Below are 25,299 nucleotides of genomic sequence, written 5' to 3' on the forward strand. Positions count from 1 at the left end.
AAATATAAAAATATGATCTTCTTATGAAAGAAGGAGTAGATATGAAATATAGAAATGTAGGCAACAGTGGTCTTAAAATTAGTGAAATCGGTCTGGGGAGCTGGTTAACGTACGGTACAGCCGCCGAGCAGGAAGCAGCTCATACCTGTATTGCCAAAGCCTTTGAACTCGGGATTAATTTCTTTGATACTGCGAACGCGTATAACCGGGGAGAAGGCGAGAAGGCTATGGGAGCTGCCTTGAAGCCTTATCGAAGAGAGAGCTATGTGTTATCTACCAAGGTGTACTTCCCTATGGACTCCGGTCCCAATGACAGGGGACTGTCACGCAAGCACATTATGGAGCAATGCGAAGCGAGTCTGAAGCGTCTGGGTACGGATTATATCGACATGTACTTCTGTCATCGTTATGATTCGGATACTCCTTTGGAAGAGACGCTGCGAGCGCTCGATGACCTTCAGGCTCAGGGTAAGATTCTGTACGCTGCTGTCAGTGAATGGAGTGCTGCCCAGCTCACGGATGCCCATGGGATTGGAAAAAGGCTAAATTTGCGGCCATTGATTGCTAATCAGCCGATCTATAATATGTTCGAACGTTATATCGAACATGAGGTACTTCCCGTATCCGGGCAGGTAGGTATTGGCCAAATTGTATTTTCGCCTCTGGCCCAAGGGATCCTCACGGGTAAATACAAGCCTGGACAACCTTTACCGACGGGTAGCCGTGGGGCTGATGCCTCGGTCAATAATGTCATCAGCAGTTACATGAACGATACCGTTCTAAACTGTGTCCAGGAGCTGGATAAGCTGGCGAAGGATTTGGGTATCACCCTGTCACAGCTCGCGCTTGCCTGGATTCTGAGAGAACCGGGTATCAGTGCTGCACTCATTGGGGCAACTAAGCCGGCACAAATCGAAGAAAATGTGAAAGCAGTAGAAGTGAGGCTACAACCGGAGACATGCGTGGAAATTGAGCGGATTCTCAAGCAAGCAGAGGGTTTTGAACCTTTGCGTTAAGCATTTTTAACTTGCTTCAAGCATGGCATAAATACCTGAACCCACACTAAATAAAATCCCGCTCACTAAAACAAGGATCTGCTTTTTACTGAGATCCAGCGGATCAAAAAAGATGGGCAACAGCCATTTTAGGCTGATGACAGCCCATAAACCCTCCAGTAATCCTAGCATCAACACCTTTTGTCCCCAGTGAAACTTCATTTGCGGTGTTAGCGGACCTTCGAGAAACAGGTCACCTGAAGTATGGAGGTTCCAAGAAACAATAACTACGAATATAAGAAGAGTTAATAGGGTTGACATAATATAGGTGATATCTTTTTTAGCCTCTTTCGTAAGTTTCGGCGATTTTTTAAACTCAGGCAGGCCAATCAGGAAAAAGACGATTCCTACGATAATAGCCACGCCTAAAGAGGAACCGAGTATGATATTGGCTAAGATGCCGATGCCATTGATGATTAATAATAAAATAAGCTCTCCCCCTTTGGGGTTACGATGATAGTTATTTTATTGTACATGTAGGAACGAAAATGCTCAAATATTTGAAAAAGCCCCAGCACTTTCGCCTGGGACTTTTTTGCTTTTTATCAATTACAATGCTGATTTAATGACCTTTTTATAATACAGGATGGATAGTATCCCGAAACTGGAATATAAGGCGGTGTACAGCACCATAACGATGATCATAGGCATCCAAATTTCGGTTCCAAACAAGAACCAGCCAGATTGGACAGCGAAATAGCTGTGTGATAGGCCAATTACTAAAGGAATGCCGAAGTTAAAGAGTTGTTTTATTTTAATGCCTCTAAGCAGGTCGCTCTGTGTGAACCCTAACTTTCTTAACACGGTGTAATTGGCTTTTTCGTCTTCGCTCTCATCCATTTGCTTAAAATAAAGGATACAGCCTGATGTAATGAGAAAGGTGAGTCCTAAAAATCCAACTACAAACATGATCACTCCCATGTTCCGCTTCTGATTGCTGCTCATTTCAAGGCGTGATGTTTGTTGATCATTAAAATTCGCAGCTGCAAAGAGACGATTGGCTTCTTCAATCTGTTCTGCGTTTATCATATCAATTCCAATATATAAGGATGATTTCTTTTGAATCTCAGGATTTACATCTTTCTTTAACCGCTCAAATATGGTTTCGTCTACAATGGCAGTGGGTAGTCCCCCGGCTGTAAAATAGTAGGGAATCACATACTCCTTTTTTAGACCCAAATATTGTTGATGTATGACTTCTTTTTTTCCCTTCAAATCCAATGGACCAAAGTTTTTCAAGGACATAAATTTCTGTAACAGATCATTATGGCCTGTTAAAATTGCTTGACCTGGAGATACATCCGTACCCTCCACAGATTGATCGCTTATGACAGGCAACGTCATGGAATTCGCACCGATATTTAACCCTTCCAAAGGAGTCTCCATGATTTGCGCTGTGTCCACACTGACTTGAATAACTTCAATTTTCTTCTCACGATACTTTATGTCATGCTCCTGAAGTAACGTTTTGAATTTCTCAGCATCCGGTACATTCGTCATTGCAAAATGGGAAGGTACATTGTCCTCAGCTGCTTGATCCGCAGAATAATAGGCGATATAGCTTAAGGAAAGTAAACCGATGGCAAGTGCCGATACTGTTGTAATAATGGTCAACATCAAAGCATTGGATTTCATGCGGAACATAATGGATGAGAGAGATAGCACCTCATTAATGTTCAAATAGCCGCCTTTACTTTTTCTGATGATATTGGAAATAAAGCGGATAGATCCTTTATAAAAAAGTAGTGTTCCGATGATGACAGTGCCCAAAATAAACACCATAGCCATAAACAACTCATTCATGGATGTAAAGTCTCCGCCAAATAATTTGGAGGAAACATAGTAACCTAAAGCGATGAGAGAGATGCCGATGATCCCGATGATCATCTCATAGATCGTTATTTTCTTGATTTTCCCTTCGGTGGTTGAGTTCACTCTGAACAAAGACAAAATACTTTGTCTCTTGATAAAGGAATAATTCATGAGCATGATCAACAGGTAGATGATACAAAAAACGATGAGTGTTTGAATCAGTGCTTGGTTAGAGAAATATAGAGTGGCAATGGCTTCGACGCCCGTCGTTTTAAATAAGATCATGATCACTAATTTGGAAAAGGAAAATCCAACTCCGATTCCAATAAACAGGGAACTGAAGTATAGAATTAAGTTTTCAGCACTCAGGATGCGAAAAATTTTGTTTTTGGTCATTCCGATCAATTGAAATAGGCCAATTTCTTTGCTGCGCCTTTTTATAAAGATATTATTAGCATATAAAAGGAAGATGCAGACAATGGCGACCAGTAAAACGGAAGCTGCCCTTATGGAAGCTGCACCTTTAACAGAACCCTTTACTTCGTCCATGGAAGGATCGTATTGTAATGTGACGAAAGCGAAATAGAGCGCAACACTAAAAATGAGAGCAAAAACATAAAGGTAATAATTTTTCAGGTTTTTTTTCAAATTCTTTAGAATGAGCAGATTAATGTTCATATTGGACCCCGCCTAAGACCCCTTGGGTTTTCATGATATCCTGGAAGAAGCTTTGTCTTTCCTGCTCGCCTTTATGAAGCTGCGTATACATTTGCCCATCCTTAATAAAAATAACCCGACTGCAATGGCTGGCTGCGACAGGATCATGCGTGACCATAATAATGGTGGCTTTGCGTTTTTGGTTCAACTGGCCCAGCTTATTTAATAAATCGGAAGCCGACTTGGAATCCAGCGCACCCGTAGGTTCATCGGCAAAAATAATACTGGGCTCATGAATAAACGCCCTAGCCGCAGATGTACGTTGTTTCTGTCCACCGGAGATTTCATTGGGGTATTTATCCTTGAGCTCATAAATTCCCAGTTCTGTAGCTACTTCCTGAAATTTTCGGTTGGCCTCTTTTTTAGGCGTTTTGGTGATGGATAAAGGCAAGAGGATGTTCTCCTTCACGGTTAGCGTATCCAGCAGATTATACTCTTGAAAAATAAAGCCTAAATGCTTTTTGCGAAATTCAGCCAGTTGCTTTTCTTTCATTTTCGTCATTTCGATATCATTGATTTTAATGGAACCTTGGCTTACTTTATCAATAGAGGAAAGAACATTCAGCAGTGTGGTTTTACCTGAACCGGAGGCTCCCATAATACTGACAAATTCCCCTTCTTCAATAAGGATATCTATTCCCTTCAAAACCTCCTGCATATTTAACTTATTACCGTAGCTTTTATGAATTTTATGGGCTTCTAAAATATTCACTTCGATGCACTCCTTATTGTTCTTGTAGCCTTATTATAAAAATAGAGCCGATGGTTTTCCTTTGATTAGGCGAACAATACATAAAAGCATGTGACATCTCTGTCACATGCTTACCACACTCACGAAATCATTTCGTTTGGGAAAAATTAAAGTGAAGGTTGTACCCACGTTCGGTTTGGAGTGCACATCTATATGTATGAGCAAGGACTGTGCTGCCTTTTTCGTTAAATATAACCCCATGCCCGTTGAAGTATGATCAGAATGTTGGGTTGTGGAGGTAAAACCTTTCTCGAAAATACGGGGTATATCCTTCGGATCAATACCGCGCCCAAAGTCTTGGACCTCAAGTTGTATTCGATCCCTTTGTTCATAGCTGTGAATGATAATATCACTGGCATCGCTATATTTGATGGCATTGGTTAAGAGCTGTCTGATGATAAAAGCCAGCCATTTGGCATCACTCAGCACTTCCATGTGCTCCAATTGGATGTCAAAACCGATCCCTTTTTGGATGCACCATGACTGTAGTGCTTTGATTTCATTAAAAACCAGAGATTTTAAATTCACTTGCTCGACATATAGATCATTTTCAATAAAGGATATGCGTTTGTGATGGAGCTGCTGATCCAGCAGTAAGTGGATTCGTAGCCATTCATAGGTTAGCTGAGCTTTTAGGGGCTTATCGTCCAACCGCTCAATCATCAAATGCATGGTGGTCAAAGGCGTTTTTACCTCATGAATCCAGGATAATAGTTCATCTTTTTCATGTTCAAGTGTCAATTGATTTTGCGAGATGATCTGTTGTAACCGTTCGGTCTGGTCAGTGATTTTTTGTTCAATGATTTGCTCAAACGGACTCTCCGGTTCGCCTATACCCGTTAGTTCAAGAGGGCTCCTCCATTCTTCTAGTGTTGTATAGAATTTGGTTTCCTTGGGATAGCGAATGATTAAAAAAACCAAGAAAATCATCATGGATAAGAAGACGATATAAAGGATGGGCATTAACGGAATTGCTGCATCCACATAAGCAATGAACAGGATCAGAAATTGCTGGCATACAAACAGTAGAATCCAGCTCCGCCTCTCTATAAGATATTTTTTAATCATAGGAAGGTGCCTCTTCTGTAGCCATGTAGCCTTGCCCGACTTTCGTTTCAATGAAACGGCCCAAATCCAACTCGTCTAATTTTTTACGCAGGCGGTTCAAGTTGACGGTCAGGGTATTGTCGCTGACAAAACGTTCATCATCCCAGAGGCTTTTAATTAATTCCTCTCGTGCGACAATTTTATTTTTTTGTTCGATTAGCAACTTCAAAATAAAAATCTCGTTCTTGGTTAATTCGATGGAGCCAGCCTCATTGGCTACTACATTTTTTTCATAATCGACCGTCGCTCCACACCATGTTTTCAGGGAGACGGGTTCTGTATTGTAATTATATACGCGGCGGAGTGTCGCCTGTAATTTTGCAATGAGTACATCAAAATGAAACGGTTTTTGGATAAAATCATCCGCTCCAAGCTGCATCGACATCACCATATCCGTAGGATGATCCCGTGACGATAAGAAAAGGATGGGAACGTTAGAGTGAGATCGAATCATTCGACACCAATGAAACCCATCAAATTTCGGCAATTGAATATCTATCACGACCAGATCAGGCTTTATCGTTGTGAATTCCTGAATGACTTTATTAAAGTCATGGATGCCATACACATCATAGTTCCATTGAGTTAACCGCTCCTTCATTTCATGGAACAAAGTTTCATCATCTTCAATTAGTAAGATTTTGAACAACGATTTCACCACTTTTTACTTTTTTTAGGATTTTGAAAAATTCGATTCCAGTCGCTTATTGGATTTTGCAAACTCCTCTTTTATAAAGTGTATAGCAAAAATTGTGTATGTGCTACATGTGTGGACTCAACTTGATATAGCGATAATCTACTGTTAATAGTTGAGGTTTATAGTGGGTTTATATTGACTATCTCATATATTTTAAAGGATGGATGCAATGATGGGAATTCACACGTATTTTCGGTCGCTAAATGAGCTGGAAAGAATCATCCGTTGTCCGGGTAAATTTAAATTTGAGGAACACAGCGTATCGGCTCATTCCTGGAAAGTGGTACAATATGCCAAAACGCTAGCTGATATTGAAGAAAGAAATGGGGTCAGTATTGACTGGAAAAAGCTATACGAGATTACGAGCAGTCACGATTACGGGGAGATTTTTATTGGAGACATCAAAACGCCAGTTAAGCATTCCTCTAAGGAACTACGGCTATTAATCCAGCAGGTCGAAGAAGGTATGGTTGAGTATTTTATTGAAGAGAATATTCCCGAAGACTTTAAAGCCATTTTTCGCAAACAGCTAAGGGAAGGTAAAGATGATTCTGTAGAAGGGTTAATCCTTGAAGTTGCGGACAAAATGGATCAGGTGTACGAAGCATTTGCTGAGCTTCAGCGGGGCAATACTGAAAAGGAATTTATAGTCATGTATCGTAATGCACTTGTGAAAATCAAGAATATTCAATTACACTGCGTTAATTATTTTTTGGAAAATATCCTGCCCGATATGGTCAAGGAAGAAACGCCCTCATCCATTGATATCAAAAAGATTACGGAAGAGGCCTTAGCTTTGTAAATGAATTCCCCTACCGTCCAGAAGCTACTGAAGCGCTTCTGTTCATACATAATAATTCTCCTTTCAAACCAGACAATACTTGACTTCAAGTTAACTTTAAGTAGTAACATACGGAATGTGACGTAGTGATTAGGAAATGCGATGACTATTCTGACAATTGAGGAGTGATAGAAATTGAAAAAGAAACAACTGGGTAACAGCGACCTTCAAGTATCTGCAATGGGTCTGGGCTGCATGGGAATGTCCGAATATTACGGTGAGTTGAATGATCAGGAGTCGATCAAAACGCTTCATCGTGCGCTGGAGCTAGGGATAAACTTCTGGGATACTGCCGATGTCTACGGTGTGGGGAAAAATGAAAAACTGATTAGCCAAGTTTTGCGGAGCCGCCGTGACGAAGTGGTGTTAGCTACTAAATTTTCCATTATGCGTGGGGAAGATGGCGCATTTATGGGGGTAAGTGGCCGTCCCGAATATGTAAAAGAGGCATGTGACCGCAGCCTGCAAAGACTAGGAGTAGATGTGATTGATTTGTACTACCAGCACCGTGTCGATCCGAATGTACCTATCGAGGAAACGGTGGGTGCGATGAGTGACCTGGTTCAGGCGGGAAAAGTCCGCTATTTGGGGCTGTCCGAAGCTTCTCCTGGGCTCATTCGACGCGCTCACAAGGTACATCCGATTACAGCCCTGCAAACGGAATACTCTTTATGGAGCCGGGAAGCGGAAGATGAAGTTATACCAACGTGTAAGGAACTGGGCATCGAATTTGTGGCCTACAGTCCACTTGGACGCGGCTTTTTGAGCGGGCAAATTCAGAAGTTTGATGATTTTGCAGAAGATGATTTCCGTCGCTCTGTGCCACGTTTTCAACCTGAGAATTTCCAGAAAAATCTGGATCTCGTGCAGCATGTTAAGGACCTTGCTGCCCAAAAAGGGGTCAAACCTTCTCAACTGGCGTTGGCATGGCTGCTTGCGCAAGAGGGAATTGTACCGATTCCAGGAACCAAGCGGGTTACGTATTTAGAGGAAAATGCAGGAGCCGTCGATGTGGTTTTATCCGCACAGGAAATGGAAGCTATTAACGCAATCATCCCCAAAGGAATGGCAGCAGGCCTTCGCTATCCTGCAGAGCGGATGCCGAATTGGCAAGCTGAATAATGAAGATAATGAGATAAACCCCAAAGCCGTCTTTCACGCGGATCGGCGTGAAAGACGGCTTTGCGGGTTTCATAGATAAGCAAGAACGTACTTTTTCTTTTTACAAAACGGGAGCTTGCAATGCAGTATTGATATTTTGCAGATCCATCGAAAGCTGCTCTTTTACGTTCCAAGGGTGATACCAGCCGCGTTCAATCATGTACGTGGAAATTTGCTCATGCGTATCAATAGCTTCATCCAGTTGCTTTGTAAGAATTGCCTTAATTTCTGGAGTTCCCGCTTCTGTTACGGCCATAGCGTAATTTCTCACACCGCTTTTGGCCGCGTTCAGAAAATCGGCTGCAATGACTTGGTCCGTTAAGGTATGCAGTCCGGTCAAATGCTCCAACAGTGTATTCATGGCTTAACCTCCTGTGAAATGGCTTGATCTAAGAGGGTGCCGAGTTCTTGTAATTGGCGGGTCGATAAGTCAACATCCTGCTGTAATATAGCTTTGAGAGTCGGATCAGAGATCAATGCTTGCATGGTTTTAGACTTGGTAAGACACACTGTTTTGAACGCTGACAACTCATGGACTTCAAGAGTTTCATGCAGGCCATACACCATATGACGTTTACCTCCAATACTCCAATATATAGTTAAGGTTTAAGCACAACTTTGATGCAATTATCCTGTCTGGTATCAAAAATTTCATATCCGTGTTTGGCGTCGCTTAACGGAATGACGTGTGTGACAACGTCTCCGGGGTCCACCTTTCCTGTATCAATCAGCTCATACATATAAGGCATATAGTGAATAACGGGAGCCTGTCCCGTACGTAAATTAACATTTCGCTGAAAAATGTCTCCCAAAGGAAAACCGTTATATCGTCCGCCGTATACCCCGGTAACTTGAATGGTCCCGCCTTTGCGCACAGCTTGTGTAGCTATGACCAGTCCTCCTAAAGCTCCGCCGTGAAGCTTGAGACCGGAAGCGAGAGATTCCAGCGGAGACATTTTACCGCTCATGCCGGAGCAGTCAATAACTACATCTGCGCCTCCTTTGGTTATCTCTTTGAGGTAGTTGCCAACGTTTTCTTGCGATTCCACATTAACAATCTCCACATGATTTGTACGCTTCGCATGTTGCAGACGATAATCCAGATAGTCTGCCGCAATGACCCGTTTTGCCCCTTTGAACCAGGCAAACTTCTGAGCTAACAGCCCTACCGGCCCACAGCCAATAACAATGACAGTATTCCCGTCCGTTACCCCGGCATTATCGACGCTCCAGAACGCAGTGGTCATGGCATCAGCAATCAGGCAAAGCTTCTCGTCAGGATGTTCACAACTCTCCGGAATTTTGAAGTGAGTGAAGTTGGCAAAAGGCACACGTAAATATTCAGCTTGTCCACCCGGATATCCACCAGTTGTTCCTGAATAGCCGAAAAAACCGCCCATTTCTCCGTGCTCATTAGAATGATCACATTGGCTTTCCAATTGGTTTTTACAATAAAAGCATTCACCGCACGCTATGTTGAACGGAATGATCACGCGGTCTCCCTTTTTCAAGTTGGTTACGCCGCTGCCGACTTCTTCTACAACCCCCATCGGCTCATGCCCAATTACATAATTCTCTTGTAGATTCGGAATCATTCCATGAATGAGATGCAGATCTGAACCACAAATAGCGGTTGTTGTCAGTCTGACAATCGCATCATCGGCTTTTTGAATACTCGGGTCCGGAACATCTTTAACCACAACATTTTTGATACCTTGGTAGGTCACTGCTTTCATGCCTGGTTTCCTCCCATATGTTCGTCCGGCGTGCGATCAAACATACCCTTGCGGGTGGTATCGTCTGGGAACAGTTTCATTTTACTGATGTCCACCGTCTTGTTGGCTGATAGTTGATCCAATTGATACTGCTTTTGCAGATCATAGGGATGAAACCATTTTTTTCGTACCATAAGATCAGTGATTTCCTGATGAAGCGCGATGCCTTGATGCAATTGATTGCGCAACAGAGTTCTAGCATCTGAAGAGACGGTTTCCGTCAAGGCTATGGCTGTATTTCGAACCCCTTCCTTGACGCGAACCAGAAAGTCCATCGCTAAGGTCGTGTCTGCCATTTCTGGCATATTTAATGAGTTTTTTGGATCCACATAATCCATTTTAGCGGACTGGATCTGATCTAATGTCACATCATTCACCTCAATTTAATATTGGTGTGGGACGGAATTCTGGAACAGGTGCCTGAAACGGTGCTTTAACATACAATGCTTGCAAATCGGCAATAGCTTGTATAGATTGCTGAACATCTTTTTCCATTAAATCCTTTAGCTCTTGATCGAATACTAAGCCCTGCATTAATTTGGACTTGGCTAAGCATAACGTTTTAAAATTAAGCGCTTCGTGGATCTCTAGGGACTCATGCGCCGCTAATGCAGACTGTTGGCTTATCATAGGATCACCTTTCTTTTATGATTCTCAAAGGTATGTTGTCCAGCGTAACTATGTTTATTCAGAGCTATGAAAAGGTTGGGTTACCGGGGTGTAGCTCTTCATGTAGGGCTCTTGTCGACTTCAACCTTGCCAAGCGATTTTTTTGCCGGTCCTTCAATGACTTCGCCTTGATATGAAAAGCGTGAGCCATGACAAGGGCAATCCCATGTTCTTTCCGCCTCATTCCACTCGACTTCGCAACCCATATGGGTGCATGTTGTGTCCACTAGGTGTAATGCTCCTTGTGGGTCTCGGTATGCGCCCGCTCTTTTGCCGTTTACCCGAATGACCGCCCCTTCGTCGTGATGCAGTTCTTCGGCTTTTTTGTAGTTGATCCCCAATTTCCCAGCAATCAAATGTTTAGCCACATTCGCATTTTGAGTCACAAATGTTTTAATGTCAGGGTCCATATGAAATCTTGAAGGGGAGAAAAGATCCTGATACGGGCTTTCCTCTCTGGTAATCAGATTCGTATTTAATAAAGCTGCCGCTACACTTGTGGTCATTCCCCATTTTCTATACCCCGTAGCAACGAGGATGTTAGAAGTGTTAGATAGTTCCTGCCCAATATAAGGGAGTTTGTCTAGCGTATACAAGTCTTGAGCCGACCAGCGATAAACGATCTCCTTTAATCCAAATGTTTGCTCTGCGAACTTTTTTAAAGCTTCATAGTACTGGAAAGTACAGATTCCTTGTCCCGTTTTGTGGCCTTCCCCACCGACGATAACCATCGGTTCTCCGTTTATTAGTACAGAGCGAAGCGAACGTTTGGGGGTTTCCGCACTTAGGTACATACCACCCGGATAGGTTTTGTCCGTCTTGACCGCTAGTACATAAGACCGCTCGGCATGCAATCGCGCAAAATAAAGACTGTTTGGATCATTGAACGGAAAATGCGAGGAGGATACGACATGATTGCAGGTAATTCTCTTTCCGTCGCTTGTTGTAATGATGGCAGGGTTTCCTTTTTCTACATCTACAACGGTGGTTTGCTCATAAATTTTCCCGCCCTGACGGATGACTTGGTTTGCCAAATATCTTAAGAAAGGTACCGGATTAAACTGGGCTTGGTTATTCATCTTAATAGCTGCTTTAGTTGAAAAGGGCAGAGGCGTTTGTTCGACATAACTTCCCGGGATGCCAAGTTCCTCGTAGGCTTTATATTCGGCGGCGATTTTCTCCACATACGTATCTGCACATGTATAAACGTAGGCATCTTCTTCTGTAAATTGACAATCGATATTAAACTCTTCTACCGTTTGTTTGATAAATTGAAGAGCGTTGTAATTGGCTTCGTAATAGAGCCGGGTTTTTTCCTTGCCAAAATGTGAAATAAACTCGCTGTAGATCAAATCATGCTGTGCGGTAATTTTGGCGGTAGTATGACCGGTTGTCCCATGAAGTATCTGCCCTGCGTCGACGACGGCAACGTTTAGTCCTTTTTTAGAAAGTAAATAAGCAGTGGTAATGCCAGTAATCCCCGCACCTACAATGGCAACATCCACCTGAATATCTTCACTAAGTTTGGGGAAATTGGGGATGTCAGTTGAAGCTAACCAGTACGATTCGGGAAATTGCGGAAATGTGGTACGAGATTCGTCTTGTTTCATTTTTACAAATACCCCTTTGATTACAATTTATGTATATTGTTATCATTGTGGGCTTTTATATTCACTAAACGACTCTTTTTAATACGGAGGGAGTGATGAAATAAAGCCGTCCTTAACGCGGATCGGCGCGAAAGGCGGCTTTGTGGGTTTACATATACAGCTAAGGACGTGGCTTAAAAATGCCGAAAGGACGCCCGACGGGCAGGAATGTACGGCCAAAATGAGCATTCAGAACGGCAGCTCCTGTACCATACAGTGAGAGCAGACCAATGCCCATTTCAGCATAAGCGGCGATGGTATGGAACACCTCTGGGGCAACGCCAAATGCATCGAAGCTAAGACCGAGGAACAGAAAATCAATCAACACAAAAATAAAGAATAAAACCTTATGCGTCTCCATCGCTCCAATGGTCATGAAAAGCGTAAAGATGAGATAGCCCGCAAAGGCAAACCCGAGCTGTTTGCCATCTACAGCAGATGCCAGCTCTGAGCCAAATACGCCCATTTTAATCATCCAGCTACTGGCTACGGCCAACCAGAAGAAGGCGTAAGCACCAAATGCCGTCATGCCGAAGGTGTTGTTATGTTTTGCATCCTGAATGGAAGCAAATAGCTGTGCAAAAGCACCGAGAAATATAGCCCAAGGGATGATGAAGCTTAAGCCTTCGGTGAAGCCAAGCTTTTGGGATGAAGCCACAAGCGTTACAATAGCCAAGCCAAACAGGCCGATCGCACTCGGATCGGCCGTTATGATTTTTACGTTAGAATGAGATTCATTTTGCATAAAAAAATAGAAGCCTCCAATAATGTTCAAGTACGCGTCAATCTGCCGATGCCAGAATCACACTGACATATTGTAACGGAAACCAACCTACTCGCATAGTAGGTAAATCATAAAATTTCTAACGATCTGTCTTGTGATGGGGCAAGGATTTATTAAATGGTGTTACCGCAGGATTTGTGATAATATTTACACCTATATAGAATGAGGAAGTGACATAGTGATTAATATAACGATTCCAACTCCGGATATCACGATTACCAAACAGGTTAACCCTGAGCTCAGCCATATTTACGGATTTACCGACTTTCACCTGATCCCTAGGGATAAGGCAGGTATCTTTATGTTCTACAATGCGCAGGAGGAATTGCTGTTCGTTGGTAAAGCAAGAAAGCTAAGACCAAGAATCAAAAAGCATTTTGAAGATAACGTATCGCCGATCAAGGACAAGCGAAACGAAGTATCGATTATTGAGGTTTGTATTGTGGAAGATGCAGTAGAGCGAGAAATCTATGAAACCTACATCATCAATTCACAAAAGGCTAAATATAACGTCGAAAAAGTATTTTTTAAGTAATGGAGTAACTTCCGTATGAAAAAAAGAGCAATAAGTCGCAGTGACTGTACTGCCCTTATTGCTTTTTTGTATTTCTGCATTTTAGATCCTTCTAGAGAGGGGCCGTGGTATGAACAAAACAGATCGTTTGCTAGCGATCTTGCTAGAGTTGCAGCGTAAGGATATTTTACGAGCCGAGGATTTGGCAGCCATATTCGAAACGAGTGTGAGGACCATCTATCGGGATATTCAGGCTCTAAGTGAATCGGGCGTACCGATTGTAGGAGCACCGGGCATTGGATATTCCTTGATGGAGGGGTACTTCCTCCCCCCCCTGAGCTTTACCGCAGAAGAGGCTTTGGCGTTGCTAATCGGAACGGATTTTGTCGAACAAAAATTTGATACAGACTACGGTATCAAGGCGCAAGCTTCCCGCAGAAAGATTGAAGCCATTTTACCGGAGAACGTTCGCAGGGAAGTCTCCCGGGTGCGTACGACCATCAGACTGCTCGCGGTGGGTGAAGGAGCAAACCATAGCGAGAAAACCTATTTGGAAACGCTGCGTCTCGCTGTATTGGAAAAACGGAAAGTACAGTTTGGCTACTCCAAAAGAATGCCAGAGGCTGACGGGAATCGTCAAAGTGTGCGTGTGGTCGCTCCTTATGGTCTTGTACTGCTCCGTGGTTCTTGGGTGTTAATTGGGCAATGTGAATTGCGGCAGCAGCTTCGCCATTTCCGTCTGTCACGTATGGACGAGCTTATCGTGCTGGAGGACAGGTTTCAGTTGCCTGTCGATTTTCATTTGCAGGATTACAAGCAAACCGATGACCGTCATGTAACTGTTCGCATATTAGCACGTTTGGATATCGCAGATAAGGTGAAGGAAGCGAACAACTTTTATATGGAGGCCATAGAGGAGCGTGCAGATGGACTGCATATACTCTTCCGCGTCAGACAGCCGGAGGAATTACTGCAATGGGTACTTGGATGGGGTGCGGATATGGTTGTGCTGGAGCCTGAGTCGCTCCGGGAGCGGATACGTACGGAAGTGGAAAAAATGTTGAAATGCTACTGACATAATGCTGTCAGTAGCATTTTTGTATAGTAAAGCTACTTTGATAGAGAGGGGCAATTATTAATATATGAATACAACTGAAACATTACAGCGTTTCGAAGAAACGGCACAACACTATCTTCTTGAATTGGACAGCTTTAGCTTGGAGCAACTGCAGTACACACCTCAGGAGGGTCAATGGTCGCTTGGACAAATGTATCTTCATTTGGTGAACTCTGCACTGTATATGCATCTTAAGAACATTGATCTTTGTCTACAACCTAATGGGGAGACAGGAGTTAAAACGGAGGCAGGCACAGCCATTTTTAATCTGGGGAGCTTTCCACCAATGCGTATCCAAGTTCCACCATCCCCGCAGTACACTCCCCAACAACCCACTAGCAAAGAAGAAATTGTGGAGGGATTAAACGTCGTGATCCGCAAGATGAGAGAGATTGAGCCAACCGTTGGGAAATCAACAGGGCCGTCTACCGTCTCTCATCCCAGATTCGGCGCGCTGAATGCTGGAGAGTGGTTTTCGCTCATCGAGATGCATTATCGTCATCATCTTTTGCAGAAGGAGCGCTTGAAGCACGCAATAGCCGATTAATCGTCTCCCGACGCAGTCCAATAAACTGGCCGATTTCCTCCTGCGTCAGCACGTCCGTTAACGTGGCGGGTGCGATGTAGGAGTGGAACCAGCGTTGAAGCTTCCGAAGCTTCTCGGCAGGTGACACCTCGGTGAGCTGGTCAATTCGTTGCTGCATCATGCGCAACTTGTCCTGTAGCTGCAAAGCGATAGCCCGACATTGAGTTGGGTCTTGCTCCAGCGCCTGATACCATTCTTTTTGCGACAAAACCTCAACCTCAGAGGTTACCAACGCCACCGCTGTACCATAATAAGGATTGGGGCTGATCAGGGAGTGGTGCGGGATGATTTCATCGGGCACAATCACATTAACTAAAATTTGCGAGCCGTCTTCATGGACTCGGACAATTTTTAACAAGCCGCTCTTTAAGTGATATAAAGGGCCGGATTCTCCTTGTCGAAATAAGGTCTCGCCTTTGTGTAATATCATGAACGTAAACAGCCTCCATTCCATGTATTCCAGCTTTTAGATGAACCCGCCATTGACGCGGATCGTCTGCCCGGTAACCCACTGTGATTTGACGCTGACCAGGAACTCAATCACATCAGCGATATCTTCCGGTTCGCCGAGCCGACCCATAGCATTCATTTTTTTCATGCCTTCGATTTGCTGCTCGGTTTTTCCTGCTTGGAAAAGCTCGGTGTTCACAGGGCCGGGAGCCACAGCGTTGATCGTAATTTGCTTGCTTCCGAACTCCTTGGCTAGCTGACGGGTAAATTGCTCCACTGCGCCCTTGGTACCTGCGTATACGCTATATGCGGGGAACATTTGTCCGATCACGGATGTGGACAGGTTCACGATTCTTCCGTAGCTCTCCATATATTTCATGGCTTGCTGACAGGCAAAGAAAGTGCCCTTTACATTCAGTGCGAATTGTTTGTCAAAATCAGCTTCGGTTACCTCAGCCAGAGGTTGGGTGATCATCAGCCCAGCGTTGTTAACCAGAATATCCACTTTACCGAATTCAGCAATCGTATTTGTAAATAATGCTTCAATGTCACTCATTTTGCCCAGATCAGCGTGAAGTGCTATGGCTTTGCCGCCTTTTTGAATAATGCTCTCCACGACTTCTTGGGCTTTATCCGGACTGCTGGCATAATTGATGACTACATTAGCGCCTAGATCAGCCAGTTGCTCGGCAATGGCACGTCCAATCCCTCTGGAGGACCCGGTGATAATTGCTGTTTTTCCGTCCAAATGCTTCATATGCGTTTTGTCCTTCTTTCCCTTATCTATTTTAAGTGATTGCTTTTTCTAAAAGCATCCACACATCCGAAAACTCCTGATTAATCACGGGACTCTTCCATTCGTAAGCATGAGCGGGATGATGAAAACGAGCTGTGGCATAGAAAAGGGTACGCGCCAGTTGGGCTGGCTGATCTGATATGATGTCCCCGCGTGCAATGATATCAGCGAGCTGATCCACAATGTGGGCGATATGCTGGTCGATTAAATCAGCGGCTTGCTCGGTGACCCTCGTATACATCTCGAACATTTCCTCGTCGTCGCGGGCATAATACTGTTTGAGTTCAACCAAGGTCTGTATATATCGTTTTAAAAGTGGCGTTCCTAGTATAGATGAATTCTGACAGACCTCCGTTAACGGGCCAATAATCTTTTCATTCAGCCATTTCTCGGTCACACCTTCAAGAAGCTCGGCTTTACTTTTAAAGTGTCGGTAAATGGTGCCATGACTTACTCCCAATACTTTGGCAACATCGGTTACGGAGGTTTTGGCTACACCAAAACGCCTAAGTGTGTCTTCAGTAGCAATGAGAATCTGTTCCTTGGTTAGCACATCTGAGGATTTTTCCATAGGGACACGGTCAAGTACCGTGTGAGTCACCTCCTTGAAGTCAGGATAACACAAAGAGTATCAAATGACAAATATTAATTTTTGTCATTTGATACTCTTTTTTTAAAGAATCTAAAGAAGTGAACGGAAAAATTACAATAGCGATTCGATGACAGGATCAATGGTGCAGGGCTCCGTTGTTACTTCAAATCTCCCTTTTACCTGGCCATCGCGATCGACCAAGAATTTAGAAAAATTCCACTTGATACCGTCGCCAGCGTATATTTCTGGATATTTATCCCGCAGGAAATCCTCCATCCATTGACCGTCTTTGGTTTGGGTATCGAAGCCTTGAAACGGTGCCTGTTGGGTCAGATATTGAAATAAAGGATGAGGAGATGAGCCTCTTACATCCGTCTTCTCAAAGAGCGGGAAGGTTACTCCATGGTTAGTTTGACAGAATCCCTGAACCTCCGAATTGCTGCCCGGCTCTTTTTCATTGAATTGGTTACAAGGAAACGCAAGGATTTCAAAACCTTGTTCCCTCCGTCTTTCGTAGAGCCTCTGCAGATCAGCGAATTGACTGGAGAAGCTACACTTGCTGGCTGTGTTTACAATGAGGAGAACCTTTCCTCTGTAGTCTGAGAATTCAATCGGTTTCCCGTTAATTGAGGTTGCCTGAAAATCATAAATAGACATGTTAACGTTCCTCCTCACGTTATTATTAATACATCATATAACCAGAATTATTATTGGTCTAATATATTATTGGAATCAACTTTATAGGTATTCACAATAACTTCGTTATGCAAAGAACACATTGTCCATTTCTCTCTTGAAATCAAAGAAGACTCGCCTTAAAGAAAGTAGGAGATTTGCCTCTTTCATAGCAAACTGTGGCATTCGCCGTTACCAAGATAGAATATAGATGCATATTCATGTAATGTGTGCAAAAACCCAACAGAATCGAGGGATATTCGTGCCCATTGGAAAGATGATTCAATACAAGGAAATGCGACAACATCCCATTTTACGTTCTCACTTGCCCGAAACCCGCTGGATCAGTAATGCAAGGACTTTACGGATGCTGGATACCTACCGCACAGTCTTCATCAAGCCTAATTATGGGAGTGGAGGAACTGGCATCATACGTGCGAAAAAGCTGGGGAGGAAATATGAGGTTCGTTGTGGCTCCAGTCGCAAAGTCGTTAGATCCCACGCCGTAAGAAAAGCAGTTAGAACTTATCGGAGACCGCATCGTCGTTATTTGGTACAGCAAGGACTTAAGTTAGCCAAGTACAAAGGTTCGATTTTTGATGCCAGAGTGTATATGCAGAAGCCGGAATCGGAATGGGTCATTTCAGGAATAACCGGTCGTGTCGCTGCACCTCGAAAAGTCGTTACCAACTATCGGAAGGGAGGACATGCGGCGCCGTTGTCCAAAGTGCTTTTAAGGGTCTTTAAAAATGACAGAATAAAAATGAAAGAGATTCTGGACCAGATCATCGAGCTTTCTAGAATCATTGCCGACACGATAGATAAAAATCATCCGGTTCGCGAGCTGGGCATCGATCTTGCTATTGAAAAGAGCGGTCAAATCTGGATTATCGAGGCCAATCCGCATCCCGGACATATGTTGTTCAGGCAGCTCCCCAATCACAAGATGATTCGCAACATTTTGAGAAACAAACGTCGTATTCATCATTAGGATAAAGTTTTTGAAATCATTCATTGATAAGAAAAGGAGGAGAACGCCCAAGCAAAGATGCGGGAGCGTTCTCCGTTTTTTTTGTTAAATGACTGACGGATTTAAGACGAAGGCTTTTATGTTAAAATATGTCCGCCATCCACATGAAGGACGGTTCCGGTCACAAACTGATTTTGAATCAAATAAAGTACACCTCGTGCAACATCCTCCGCAAGTCCAACTCGCTTTACAGGAAGCTTATGCGCGACCGTATCATAGAATTGATTACGCGTATTTTCAGGCATTTTGCTGCGGGAAGGTGTATCAATAATACCGGGTGAGACGACATTCACGCGGATGGGAGCAAGCTCTAACGCCAAGGTTTGACCAAGATTTGAAACCGCTGCATTCACAGCACCGAGCGCAGAGGAGCCAATCATCGGCTTGTATGCCACCACTCCTGAAAATAAGGTAATGGAACCCTCGGTTGAAAGTTGGGAAGCTCCGTATTTAGCTGCATAATACTGGCCCCAAAATTTGTTTTCGAATAGCTTGCGGGCTTGATCCGTCTCCAACTGAAGGAATGACCCACCTGAGGTTTCTGCCGCGCTAACGATAAGATGGTCATAGGGGCCGACTTTTTCGAAGAAAGATTTTACCTGCTGCTCATCTGACGTGTCCAGCACATATATTGCAGCACGAGGGCCCAGCATTTCTTTGGCCTTGTGCAATTTATCCTCCGAGCGGCTGGCGATTACCACTTCCGCTCCAAGCGAAATGACTTGCTTAGCTGTTTCTAAACCGATACCTGAGCTTCCACCAATAATGACAATCTTTTGGTTTTGCAAATGGATTACCTCCTAGTATTCATCTGGATTTGTTAATCATGTAATACGGCTTGTAGATGTATATCGAGATCAGCAATAAATTTAGGTATATTTGGATTTTTAATAACATCGTAGCATGCAAAGCTTTTCAAAGGCTCCATACCGAGAAACGTATGTGCAGAATGCAAATGCCTGAGTGCGGCTTCTAGACTAGCGCCATTAAAAAATTGAGTTGGATCATTAAAAGCTTTTTCTGGAGCGTTCCAAGTCGTGGAGAACATATATTTCTTGTCGGTTAATAAACCTCCGCTCCCATATTTATGAGCACCCGTGAAGAATACACCGTAAGCATAGACTTCATCCATATAAGTCTTTAATAATCCAGGAACGCTGAACCAATAGATGGGGGTTTGGTAAATGACTACATCCGCCCATAAAAATTTTTCTTGTTCTTCGCTGAGGGTATAGCCATTTTGAACAGACGTTGTTTTGATTTTGTTCTCTTCACTTAAGAGACGCACCATATTGTCCATCAATGTTTGGTTCAATTTCCCTTCAGACGAATCATATTTTTGATGACCGTTAATGATTAGTATATTTTTCATCTCTTCACCTCCTCGTATTAGAGAAAACATGACTTGCTACAGTGATATTGTATATGTAGTAAGTTTATTTAGGGAAGTAGTGATATTTAATTCATATAGTTTCCTAAAGGGAACTATTGTGATACCATTGGGTTTAACAGATATTTTTTGGAGGAGTTCCTATGCACGCCCAAGAACCTATTGAATTGACCAAAGGAATACCAGGCAAGCCGTGTCCTATTGCCCAAACACTTGACTTGATCGGAACGAAATGGACTTTTTTAATCATCCGTGACCTGCTTATCGAAGGAACACTGAGATTCAGCCAACTTCAGAAATCCATGAAGGGGATTAGTCCCAAAACGCTTTCCCTACGCCTGAAGGAACTTGAAGATAACGGTCTGTTAGAAAGAATGGTATATGCCGAGGTTCCCCCGCGTGTTGAATATTCGTTAACGGAAAAAGGGAAGCGACTGGAAGGTGTTTTTATTGAGCTGAAGAGATTTGGCTTAGATTTAAAAGCAGATCATTGAGGGATATGACTGCAACATTCCAAGGTATCGTTGAGATGAACGATGCCTATTTCTTATATATAAAAAGAAGCGTTTACTATAAAGGAAGGGATGATGGAATTGCCAACAACGAAGAAAGAAGATTTTTATTTTGGTTTAATGATGTGCTTGGGGATGGTCGTATTTATGACATTTTATAATCTATATACAAATGACTTGATTGGCACAATATCTCTAAAAGTAATGTTTCTTCAATTTATTTTATGTTTTATCATTGCTTTCCCTCTGCAGCTCTTAATTGTAGGGCCGCTTGTTCGGAACTTATTTGTTAAATTCGTGAAAGGTACACGAATTGCGGTATCTTTAAGCTAAAACGTAGTCAACGACGGTATACGATTAGCTCAAAAGCCGCCTTCTGTCTGAGAAGGCGGCTTGTTTTTACGCAGAAGTCCCAGTATCTTTACAGCGTTTGTCCGCTGTCTACCGTAATAATCTGGCCTGTCATGGCTTCCTGTTCCAAAGCAGAGCAGATCATGCTGGCAATATCCTCGGGCGTGGAAATGCGCTGTAGGAGCAAATGAGGAAACAGGTGCTTCATTTGTTCTTCCCTGCCTGCCCACCATCTTGTTGCTACGGCTCCCGGCACGATGCAATTGACGCGAATATCCGGTGCCAGTGCTCGTGCTAAAGATTTGGTCAGCCCGTGGATGGCCGCTTTGGATACCGCATAGGGAAGCGAGGAACCTAGCCCTGTTTGCCCTGCTATACTTCCCAGATTGACGATAGCTCCTTGTTTACTACGCTTCATAAAAGGAGCTACGGCTCTGGCACAGTAAAACATGCCTTTTACATTTACATCAAATAGATCATCCCATACCTCTTCCGTGGCTGCCTCCAGATCATCCATAGGAATGTGATGTGTAATGCTAGCGTTATTCACGAGTATATCAATCGTACCGAATTGCTGGACAATCTGGTCAACCATAATTCGAACTTCCTGATCTCGGGAAACATCTGCCTGTAATGCGATAGCACGTCCGCCCTTTTCAAGGATCATACGTACAGTTTCCTCTGCATCGTTTTTAGAGCGGGAATAGTTTACGACTACCGTAGCTTTTCGATTTGCCAAGGCCATACATACGGCTCTCCCAATTCCTGTACCTCCACCTGTAACCAGTGCTACTTTTTGATGTAAATCCATAGATATTCGCTCCTTCCATCCAGTTCATCTTGCGTCTGAAAAATAATATGATCTGATATGTATCATTGTAGAGGATGTATTGTGTTCTGTATAATTGAATTAACTGAATTTACAATTCAATAAAATTGAATTAATTGTGCACATAGGAGACTGAGAATGGACATTAAAACACTCAAAACATTTCAAATGATTGTGAATTACGGGAGTTTTATGCGTGCAGCAGAAGAGTTGAATTATGCCCAATCTACCGTGACGATGCAAATACAGAAGCTGGAGTCCGATATGGGAATTCAACTGATCGAACGGGGCAAGAAAATAAAGTTAACTGAAGCGGGCAGGATGTTTTACGAGCAAAGTCTACATATTGTAAAGGATATGGAGCAATTGCAGGAAAGTATGGACAATCTGCAAAGAGGAACCGCAGGCGACCTTCGTATAGGAGTGACCGAACCGACTGCCAGTTACCGACTACCAGAAATTTTAAAACGATTCTTAACCCATTATCCGAACATTCGGGTTTCTGTTGAGTTTGGGAATACCCCTACTCTAAGCGAGCGTGTTCTCAAGGGGGATATTGATTTAGCGCTATGTTCCGCACCGGATGTGGGCACAGAGCTATATTTTGAACCTTTATTTAAGGAGAACTTTGTAGTTTTGATGCCTGAAAATCACCCGCTTGCGGAAAAAGAAAAGATTAGGCCGGAGGATTTACAGGGACAACGGTTGCTTATTACGTCGGCTACCTGTCCATATCGTCGCAAACTTGAAATGGTCATGAAGGAATATGGAATAACCATATTAAACACGATGGAAATTGGCAGCATGACGGCTCTGAAATTTTATGTGGAAAGCGATTTGGGTATTGCCCTTGTGCCACAAATTCTGGTCAGTCCTGTTCCGTCAGGAACAGCGGTGAGGGAGTTAAGCGACAGCCTGATCGATATGACCTTCGGCCTTCTTTGCAAAGCAACAGACTATCCGCTAAAGCCGGCAGGTTCAAGGCTATATTCTGTGTTGAAGCAGGAGCTTGGGGAGTTGCCTGGGAGCATTAAGCTAGAGTAGCGAGTATGCAGGGAATTGTGTTTTCTGCCACCTTATGATGTAAATGCAGTACGGTATAAAACCGACTGCGATACGCAGTCGGTTCGGTTTGTTTACTTTTTCTTAATCGGAATCCAAACTTCACTTCGGTAGTCTTCAGCATGTGAATCTCCCATAGTATACACTTCCAGTTCCGGGCCGCCTGAATGCTCATAATTACTGGCAGGGAACCATTCCTGAAAAATTCTTTGCCATACCTTTTGGATCGAGTGAGGCATAGGGCCGATGGATGTAAACACTGCCCAGGTTGAAGCCGGAATGGTTCTGGATTCCAGCCCATTCGCGGTTGCTACGTCTTCGCTGCCTTCTGCGGCAATCAGGTACGTGAGTTTCTCTTCTCCATGTTTGAAATCCAAACAAATACCGAGTATATCGTCGCCTGTCCCCAAGGCATGAATCCGATCCGATGTCCCATCCGCATTCAGTTCGTTCCAGAATTTTGGGATTTCTCGAAGATTATCACCGTTCTTAGTGGTGACTTGAATGGACTTGCCAATGACCGTAAAGGCCGCTTTCTCTACAATTTTGTAATCCATTTCCTGTTCTCCCTTCAACGATAGATGGAAGGTGATGCGTGGAAAGGCTTTCATGTTCACCCCAGGGCTTCTGGCCTCAGAGGGAGAAATACCGTGTACCTTTCGGAACGCTTTAGAAAAAGATTCGGGGGAATCATATCCGTATTTGAACGCTACATCCAGCACCTTGGCGGAAGAAAGACTCAATTCCTGAGCAGCCAAGGTCAATCGACGTTTGCGCACATATTCTGCTACCGTGACGCCGGTTAGCATATGAAACATACGCTGAAAATGGAAAGGAGACGAATAGGCTGCCTTTGCAATTTCATCGATATCGAGTGGCTGCTGCATTCTCTCTTCCATCAGATCCAGTGCGTTCTTGATCCGAAGTAACCATTCCAACCGCATCACCTTCCTTGGTTGTAATCATATCATTAGGAGTATCTGTAATCCTGTCTTTGCGTGCTCTAGTCGAACAGGTTCTGTCGCCTAGTTTAATGTGGCTTGTACTTTGTTTCAAGACATAATTTCTCGATAAAATTTTGGAGAAACAATGTGCCTGCCCCCTTGTGTTCATAATTAAAATTTGGGACAATGAAAGAGGCGCTTAAATAGCGCAGATTGCTTAAACATGCTATGATGCAATGATGGTTGAGACGAATGGTGCGTGCTTAGTTTTATATAGAGGAAGACGAATTTGAATGTTTTGAAAAGAGGATCGAACATGAAAAAAGAATCCATTTATGGATTAACGCTAGATCAACTGACAGCATGGCTCATCGAGCATGGACATAAGAAATCCCGGGCATTGCAGGTATGGGACGCATTGTATCGGAAGCGGGTTACTGATTTTGCAGCGATGGCAGAGGTTCATGAGGATTGTACTCGCCTGTTGGCAGAGCACTTTTTCATTGAAACACTTGAAGAACACGTAAAGCAACAGTCAGCAGACGGGACGGTCAAGTTCTTGTTCCGGCTCCAGGATGGTAATTTGATTGAGACAGTATTGATGCTGCATAAGTTTGGCTTATCCGTATGTGTGACTACCCAGGTAGGATGTAACATTGGGTGCAGCTTCTGTGCGAGCGGATTGTTGAAAAAGAGCCGTGACCTGTCCAGCGGTGAAATTGTAGAGCAGATTATGAAGGTACAGCTATACCTGGATCAAGAACGTCCGGGCGACCAGGTCAGTCACGTTGTTGTGATGGGAATTGGCGAACCGTTTGATAACTTCGTGAACCTGTCCGATTTCATTCGGGTCATTAAGGATCACAAAGGGCTAGCGATTGGGCCGCGGCATATTACTGTTTCCACAAGTGGACTTGCTGATAAAATCATTGAATTTGCAGATTCAGATCTGCATGTTAATCTGGCGATCTCCCTCCACGCCCCGAATAATGAGATTCGTACTCGCATTATGAAGATCAACCGGGCGATTCCGATTGAGAAACTCATGCAGGCGATTGATTATTATTTGGACAAAACAAATCGTCGAATTACGCTGGAGTACATCTTGCTGAAGGATGTTAATGATGGTAAGGAGCATGCGCTCGAACTGGCTGAGCTGGTGGGACATCGTCGTAATCTGGCCAATGTAAACCTGATTCCGTACAATCCGGTGGATGAGCATAGTCAATACCAGCGGAGTGAGTCGGAGTCGATTACGGGCTTCTATGATGTTCTGAAAAAACAAGGCATTAGCTGTAGTGTTCGGCTGGAGCATGGAGTCGATATTGACGCAGCTTGCGGACAGCTACGCAGCAAGCAAATCCGCAAGGATGCCAAGGGTAGCCGCAATGCGGAGCGCGAAGCCATTAGTTAAATACACAAGCGTACTCTCT

32 protein-coding genes are annotated in these 25,299 nt (G+C 43.6%); 12 read left to right on the top strand and 20 right to left on the bottom strand.

What is annotated here, in order from left to right; all coding sequences use genetic code 11:
- Positions 1-41: 41 nt before the first annotated feature.
- Positions 42-1,016 carry an aldo/keto reductase family protein gene (locus C1T21_RS02875; protein ID WP_103047135.1) on the top strand — a complete coding sequence of 325 codons (975 nt, stop codon included), beginning with the start codon at positions 42-44 and terminating at the stop codon, positions 1,014-1,016.
- 6 nt (positions 1,017-1,022) lie between these two features.
- On the opposite strand, the gene C1T21_RS02880 is transcribed toward C1T21_RS02875, so the two are convergent.
- The 5 genes from C1T21_RS02880 to C1T21_RS02905 all read right to left on the bottom strand — a co-directional run bounded on the left by C1T21_RS02880 (position 1,023) and on the right by C1T21_RS02905 (position 6,091).
- Positions 1,023-1,418: a hypothetical protein gene (locus tag C1T21_RS02880; protein ID WP_103047136.1), complete on the bottom strand. Its 396-nt coding sequence runs from the start codon at positions 1,416-1,418 to the stop codon at positions 1,023-1,025.
- Positions 1,419-1,604: 186 nt separating this feature from the next.
- Entirely contained in the window at positions 1,605-3,545 is a 1,941-nt protein-coding gene (locus tag C1T21_RS02890) for an ABC transporter permease (RefSeq protein ID WP_103047137.1), read from the bottom strand.
- On the bottom strand, positions 3,535-4,296 hold the full coding sequence (locus C1T21_RS02895; protein ID WP_103047138.1) for an ABC transporter ATP-binding protein: 762 nt from the start codon (positions 4,294-4,296) through the stop codon (positions 3,535-3,537). The genes C1T21_RS02890 and C1T21_RS02895 overlap by 11 nt, the downstream gene beginning before the upstream one ends.
- A gap of 102 nt (positions 4,297-4,398) precedes the next feature.
- Positions 4,399-5,403, bottom strand: coding sequence for a sensor histidine kinase (locus tag C1T21_RS02900; protein ID WP_103047139.1), 1,005 nt, complete (start codon positions 5,401-5,403; stop codon positions 4,399-4,401).
- A complete protein-coding gene (locus tag C1T21_RS02905) occupies positions 5,396-6,091 on the bottom strand; it encodes a response regulator transcription factor (protein WP_103047140.1) in 696 nt (231 codons plus the stop codon). Before C1T21_RS02905 ends, C1T21_RS02900 begins: the two co-directional genes overlap by 8 nt.
- A gap of 220 nt (positions 6,092-6,311) precedes the next feature.
- Here C1T21_RS02905 and C1T21_RS02910 point away from each other — a divergent pair, with 220 nt between their 5' ends.
- Together C1T21_RS02910 and C1T21_RS02915 are read left to right on the top strand one after the other, a co-directional pair.
- Complete coding sequence (locus C1T21_RS02910) at positions 6,312-6,941, top strand: YfbR-like 5'-deoxynucleotidase (RefSeq protein WP_069290707.1); 630 nt, start codon at positions 6,312-6,314, stop codon at positions 6,939-6,941.
- 174 nt (positions 6,942-7,115) lie between these two features.
- Positions 7,116-8,102: an aldo/keto reductase gene (locus tag C1T21_RS02915; RefSeq protein ID WP_103047141.1), complete on the top strand. Its 987-nt coding sequence runs from the start codon at positions 7,116-7,118 to the stop codon at positions 8,100-8,102.
- A gap of 100 nt (positions 8,103-8,202) precedes the next feature.
- Here C1T21_RS02915 and C1T21_RS02920 read toward each other — a convergent pair whose 3' ends face one another.
- The 7 genes from C1T21_RS02920 to C1T21_RS02950 form a co-directional block, all read right to left on the bottom strand.
- Positions 8,203-8,502, bottom strand: coding sequence for a spore coat protein (locus C1T21_RS02920; protein WP_025719163.1), 300 nt, complete (start codon positions 8,500-8,502; stop codon positions 8,203-8,205).
- Positions 8,499-8,708, bottom strand: coding sequence for a hypothetical protein (locus C1T21_RS02925; protein WP_029518844.1), 210 nt, complete (start codon positions 8,706-8,708; stop codon positions 8,499-8,501). Before C1T21_RS02925 ends, C1T21_RS02920 begins: the two co-directional genes overlap by 4 nt.
- Positions 8,709-8,740: 32 nt before the next feature.
- Complete coding sequence (locus C1T21_RS02930) at positions 8,741-9,877, bottom strand: zinc-dependent alcohol dehydrogenase (protein ID WP_103047142.1); 1,137 nt, start codon at positions 9,875-9,877, stop codon at positions 8,741-8,743.
- Complete coding sequence (locus tag C1T21_RS02935; protein ID WP_103047488.1) at positions 9,874-10,254, bottom strand: spore coat protein; 381 nt, start codon at positions 10,252-10,254, stop codon at positions 9,874-9,876. The genes C1T21_RS02930 and C1T21_RS02935 overlap by 4 nt, the downstream gene beginning before the upstream one ends.
- Before the next feature lie 40 nt (positions 10,255-10,294).
- Positions 10,295-10,546 carry a hypothetical protein gene (locus C1T21_RS02940; protein WP_061829797.1) on the bottom strand — a complete coding sequence of 84 codons (252 nt, stop codon included), beginning with the start codon at positions 10,544-10,546 and terminating at the stop codon, positions 10,295-10,297.
- A 98-nt stretch (positions 10,547-10,644) separates the two neighbouring features.
- On the bottom strand, positions 10,645-12,195 hold the full coding sequence (locus tag C1T21_RS02945; RefSeq protein WP_103047143.1) for an FAD-dependent oxidoreductase: 1,551 nt from the start codon (positions 12,193-12,195) through the stop codon (positions 10,645-10,647).
- A gap of 160 nt (positions 12,196-12,355) precedes the next feature.
- On the bottom strand, positions 12,356-12,979 hold the full coding sequence (locus tag C1T21_RS02950) for an acetate uptake transporter (protein ID WP_103047144.1): 624 nt from the start codon (positions 12,977-12,979) through the stop codon (positions 12,356-12,358).
- A gap of 217 nt (positions 12,980-13,196) precedes the next feature.
- Between C1T21_RS02950 and C1T21_RS02955 the strand changes: the two genes are divergently transcribed.
- The 3 genes from C1T21_RS02955 (at position 13,197) to C1T21_RS02965 (ending at position 15,196) form a co-directional block, all read left to right on the top strand.
- Positions 13,197-13,553, top strand: a complete 357-nt coding sequence (locus tag C1T21_RS02955; RefSeq protein WP_103047145.1) for a nucleotide excision repair endonuclease — start codon at positions 13,197-13,199, stop codon at positions 13,551-13,553.
- Positions 13,554-13,662: 109 nt separating this feature from the next.
- Complete coding sequence (locus C1T21_RS02960; RefSeq protein WP_103047146.1) at positions 13,663-14,607, top strand: helix-turn-helix transcriptional regulator; 945 nt, start codon at positions 13,663-13,665, stop codon at positions 14,605-14,607.
- A 67-nt stretch (positions 14,608-14,674) separates the two neighbouring features.
- Complete coding sequence (locus C1T21_RS02965) at positions 14,675-15,196, top strand: DinB family protein (RefSeq protein WP_081330704.1); 522 nt, start codon at positions 14,675-14,677, stop codon at positions 15,194-15,196.
- Here C1T21_RS02965 and C1T21_RS02970 read toward each other — a convergent pair.
- The 4 genes from C1T21_RS02970 to C1T21_RS02985 all read right to left on the bottom strand — a co-directional run bounded on the left by C1T21_RS02970 (position 15,129) and on the right by C1T21_RS02985 (position 17,730).
- The gene (locus C1T21_RS02970) at positions 15,129-15,665 is read right to left on the bottom strand and encodes a Crp/Fnr family transcriptional regulator (RefSeq protein WP_103047147.1); all 537 of its coding nucleotides are present in this window, start codon (positions 15,663-15,665) and stop codon (positions 15,129-15,131) included. The genes C1T21_RS02965 and C1T21_RS02970 overlap by 68 nt on opposite strands.
- Positions 15,666-15,701: 36 nt before the next feature.
- Positions 15,702-16,442 (bottom strand): SDR family oxidoreductase, encoded by a 741-nt coding sequence (locus tag C1T21_RS02975; RefSeq protein WP_103047148.1) that lies wholly within the window; start codon positions 16,440-16,442, stop codon positions 15,702-15,704.
- 31 nt (positions 16,443-16,473) lie between these two features.
- A complete protein-coding gene (locus C1T21_RS02980; RefSeq protein WP_103047149.1) occupies positions 16,474-17,052 on the bottom strand; it encodes a TetR/AcrR family transcriptional regulator in 579 nt (192 codons plus the stop codon).
- A gap of 132 nt (positions 17,053-17,184) precedes the next feature.
- Positions 17,185-17,730 carry a glutathione peroxidase gene (locus C1T21_RS02985; RefSeq protein ID WP_103047150.1) on the bottom strand — a complete coding sequence of 182 codons (546 nt, stop codon included), beginning with the start codon at positions 17,728-17,730 and terminating at the stop codon, positions 17,185-17,187.
- 280 nt (positions 17,731-18,010) lie between these two features.
- Between C1T21_RS02985 and C1T21_RS02990 the strand changes: the two genes are divergently transcribed.
- A complete protein-coding gene (locus tag C1T21_RS02990; RefSeq protein ID WP_258012347.1) occupies positions 18,011-18,739 on the top strand; it encodes a YheC/YheD family protein in 729 nt (242 codons plus the stop codon).
- Between the two features lie 116 nt (positions 18,740-18,855).
- On the opposite strand, the gene C1T21_RS02995 is transcribed toward C1T21_RS02990, so the two are convergent.
- Complete coding sequence (locus C1T21_RS02995; protein ID WP_103047152.1) at positions 18,856-19,566, bottom strand: SDR family oxidoreductase; 711 nt, start codon at positions 19,564-19,566, stop codon at positions 18,856-18,858.
- Positions 19,567-19,598: 32 nt separating this feature from the next.
- Positions 19,599-20,150: an NAD(P)H-dependent oxidoreductase gene (locus tag C1T21_RS03000; protein ID WP_103047153.1), complete on the bottom strand. Its 552-nt coding sequence runs from the start codon at positions 20,148-20,150 to the stop codon at positions 19,599-19,601.
- A 161-nt stretch (positions 20,151-20,311) separates the two neighbouring features.
- Between C1T21_RS03000 and C1T21_RS03005 the strand changes: the two genes are divergently transcribed.
- The 3 genes from C1T21_RS03005 to C1T21_RS28535 are packed head-to-tail and all read left to right on the top strand — an operon-like array spanning position 20,312 to position 21,013.
- A complete protein-coding gene (locus tag C1T21_RS03005; RefSeq protein ID WP_103047154.1) occupies positions 20,312-20,662 on the top strand; it encodes a winged helix-turn-helix transcriptional regulator in 351 nt (116 codons plus the stop codon).
- Between the two features lie 5 nt (positions 20,663-20,667).
- On the top strand, positions 20,668-20,841 hold the full coding sequence (locus C1T21_RS27195) for a hypothetical protein (protein ID WP_180984540.1): 174 nt from the start codon (positions 20,668-20,670) through the stop codon (positions 20,839-20,841).
- Positions 20,828-21,013: a DUF2798 domain-containing protein gene (locus C1T21_RS28535; RefSeq protein ID WP_483874460.1), complete on the top strand. Its 186-nt coding sequence runs from the start codon at positions 20,828-20,830 to the stop codon at positions 21,011-21,013. Before C1T21_RS27195 ends, C1T21_RS28535 begins: the two co-directional genes overlap by 14 nt.
- 88 nt (positions 21,014-21,101) lie before the next feature.
- Here C1T21_RS28535 and C1T21_RS03015 read toward each other — a convergent pair whose 3' ends face one another.
- On the bottom strand, positions 21,102-21,842 hold the full coding sequence (locus tag C1T21_RS03015) for an SDR family NAD(P)-dependent oxidoreductase (RefSeq protein ID WP_103047155.1): 741 nt from the start codon (positions 21,840-21,842) through the stop codon (positions 21,102-21,104).
- 156 nt (positions 21,843-21,998) lie between these two features.
- Between C1T21_RS03015 and C1T21_RS03020 the strand changes: the two genes are divergently transcribed.
- Positions 21,999-22,904 (top strand): LysR family transcriptional regulator, encoded by a 906-nt coding sequence (locus C1T21_RS03020; protein WP_103047156.1) that lies wholly within the window; start codon positions 21,999-22,001, stop codon positions 22,902-22,904.
- Between the two features lie 92 nt (positions 22,905-22,996).
- Here C1T21_RS03020 and C1T21_RS03025 read toward each other — a convergent pair whose 3' ends face one another.
- Positions 22,997-23,866 carry an AraC family transcriptional regulator gene (locus C1T21_RS03025; RefSeq protein WP_103047157.1) on the bottom strand — a complete coding sequence of 290 codons (870 nt, stop codon included), beginning with the start codon at positions 23,864-23,866 and terminating at the stop codon, positions 22,997-22,999.
- A 316-nt stretch (positions 23,867-24,182) separates the two neighbouring features.
- On the opposite strand from C1T21_RS03025, the gene rlmN reads away from it, so the two are divergent.
- The gene (gene rlmN / locus C1T21_RS03035) at positions 24,183-25,280 is read left to right on the top strand and encodes a dual-specificity RNA methyltransferase RlmN (protein WP_103047158.1); all 1,098 of its coding nucleotides are present in this window, start codon (positions 24,183-24,185) and stop codon (positions 25,278-25,280) included.
- Positions 25,281-25,299 lie beyond the last annotated feature (19 nt).

The sequence above is a fragment of the Paenibacillus sp. F4 genome (genome assembly GCF_002894905.1).
Classification (GTDB): Bacteria; Bacillota; Bacilli; order Paenibacillales; family Paenibacillaceae; genus Paenibacillus; species Paenibacillus polymyxa_B.

Excerpts from the sequence above, each read along its gene's own strand:
- C1T21_RS03005 (WP_103047154.1), top strand. The coding sequence starts at position 20,312 with ATGCACGCCCAAGAACCTATTGAATTGACCAAAGGAATACCAGGCAAG.
- C1T21_RS02875 (WP_103047135.1), top strand. The coding sequence starts at position 42 with ATGAAATATAGAAATGTAGGCAACAGTGGTCTTAAAATTAGTGAAATC.
- C1T21_RS03000 (WP_103047153.1), bottom strand. The coding sequence starts at position 20,150 with ATGAAAAATATACTAATCATTAACGGTCATCAAAAATATGATTCGTCT.
- C1T21_RS02935 (WP_103047488.1), bottom strand. The coding sequence starts at position 10,254 with ATGGATTATGTGGATCCAAAAAACTCATTAAATATGCCAGAAATGGCA.
- C1T21_RS02950 (WP_103047144.1), bottom strand. The coding sequence starts at position 12,979 with ATGCAAAATGAATCTCATTCTAACGTAAAAATCATAACGGCCGATCCG.
- C1T21_RS02965 (WP_081330704.1), top strand. The coding sequence starts at position 14,675 with ATGAATACAACTGAAACATTACAGCGTTTCGAAGAAACGGCACAACAC.
- rlmN (WP_103047158.1), top strand. The coding sequence starts at position 24,183 with ATGAAAAAAGAATCCATTTATGGATTAACGCTAGATCAACTGACAGCA.
- C1T21_RS03020 (WP_103047156.1), top strand. The coding sequence starts at position 21,999 with ATGGACATTAAAACACTCAAAACATTTCAAATGATTGTGAATTACGGG.
- C1T21_RS02900 (WP_103047139.1), bottom strand. The coding sequence starts at position 5,403 with ATGATTAAAAAATATCTTATAGAGAGGCGGAGCTGGATTCTACTGTTT.
- C1T21_RS02910 (WP_069290707.1), top strand. The coding sequence starts at position 6,312 with ATGGGAATTCACACGTATTTTCGGTCGCTAAATGAGCTGGAAAGAATC.
- C1T21_RS03015 (WP_103047155.1), bottom strand. The coding sequence starts at position 21,842 with ATGGATTTACATCAAAAAGTAGCACTGGTTACAGGTGGAGGTACAGGA.
- C1T21_RS02925 (WP_029518844.1), bottom strand. The coding sequence starts at position 8,708 with ATGGTGTATGGCCTGCATGAAACTCTTGAAGTCCATGAGTTGTCAGCG.
- C1T21_RS27195 (WP_180984540.1), top strand. The coding sequence starts at position 20,668 with ATGACTGCAACATTCCAAGGTATCGTTGAGATGAACGATGCCTATTTC.
- C1T21_RS02960 (WP_103047146.1), top strand. The coding sequence starts at position 13,663 with ATGAACAAAACAGATCGTTTGCTAGCGATCTTGCTAGAGTTGCAGCGT.
- C1T21_RS02890 (WP_103047137.1), bottom strand. The coding sequence starts at position 3,545 with ATGAACATTAATCTGCTCATTCTAAAGAATTTGAAAAAAAACCTGAAA.
- C1T21_RS02980 (WP_103047149.1), bottom strand. The coding sequence starts at position 17,052 with ATGGAAAAATCCTCAGATGTGCTAACCAAGGAACAGATTCTCATTGCT.
- C1T21_RS02985 (WP_103047150.1), bottom strand. The coding sequence starts at position 17,730 with ATGTCTATTTATGATTTTCAGGCAACCTCAATTAACGGGAAACCGATT.
- C1T21_RS03025 (WP_103047157.1), bottom strand. The coding sequence starts at position 23,866 with ATGCGGTTGGAATGGTTACTTCGGATCAAGAACGCACTGGATCTGATG.
- C1T21_RS02975 (WP_103047148.1), bottom strand. The coding sequence starts at position 16,442 with ATGAAGCATTTGGACGGAAAAACAGCAATTATCACCGGGTCCTCCAGA.
- C1T21_RS28535 (WP_483874460.1), top strand. The coding sequence starts at position 20,828 with ATGACATTTTATAATCTATATACAAATGACTTGATTGGCACAATATCT.
- C1T21_RS02940 (WP_061829797.1), bottom strand. The coding sequence starts at position 10,546 with ATGATAAGCCAACAGTCTGCATTAGCGGCGCATGAGTCCCTAGAGATC.
- C1T21_RS02920 (WP_025719163.1), bottom strand. The coding sequence starts at position 8,502 with ATGAATACACTGTTGGAGCATTTGACCGGACTGCATACCTTAACGGAC.
- C1T21_RS02970 (WP_103047147.1), bottom strand. The coding sequence starts at position 15,665 with ATGATATTACACAAAGGCGAGACCTTATTTCGACAAGGAGAATCCGGC.
- C1T21_RS02945 (WP_103047143.1), bottom strand. The coding sequence starts at position 12,195 with ATGAAACAAGACGAATCTCGTACCACATTTCCGCAATTTCCCGAATCG.
- C1T21_RS02930 (WP_103047142.1), bottom strand. The coding sequence starts at position 9,877 with ATGAAAGCAGTGACCTACCAAGGTATCAAAAATGTTGTGGTTAAAGAT.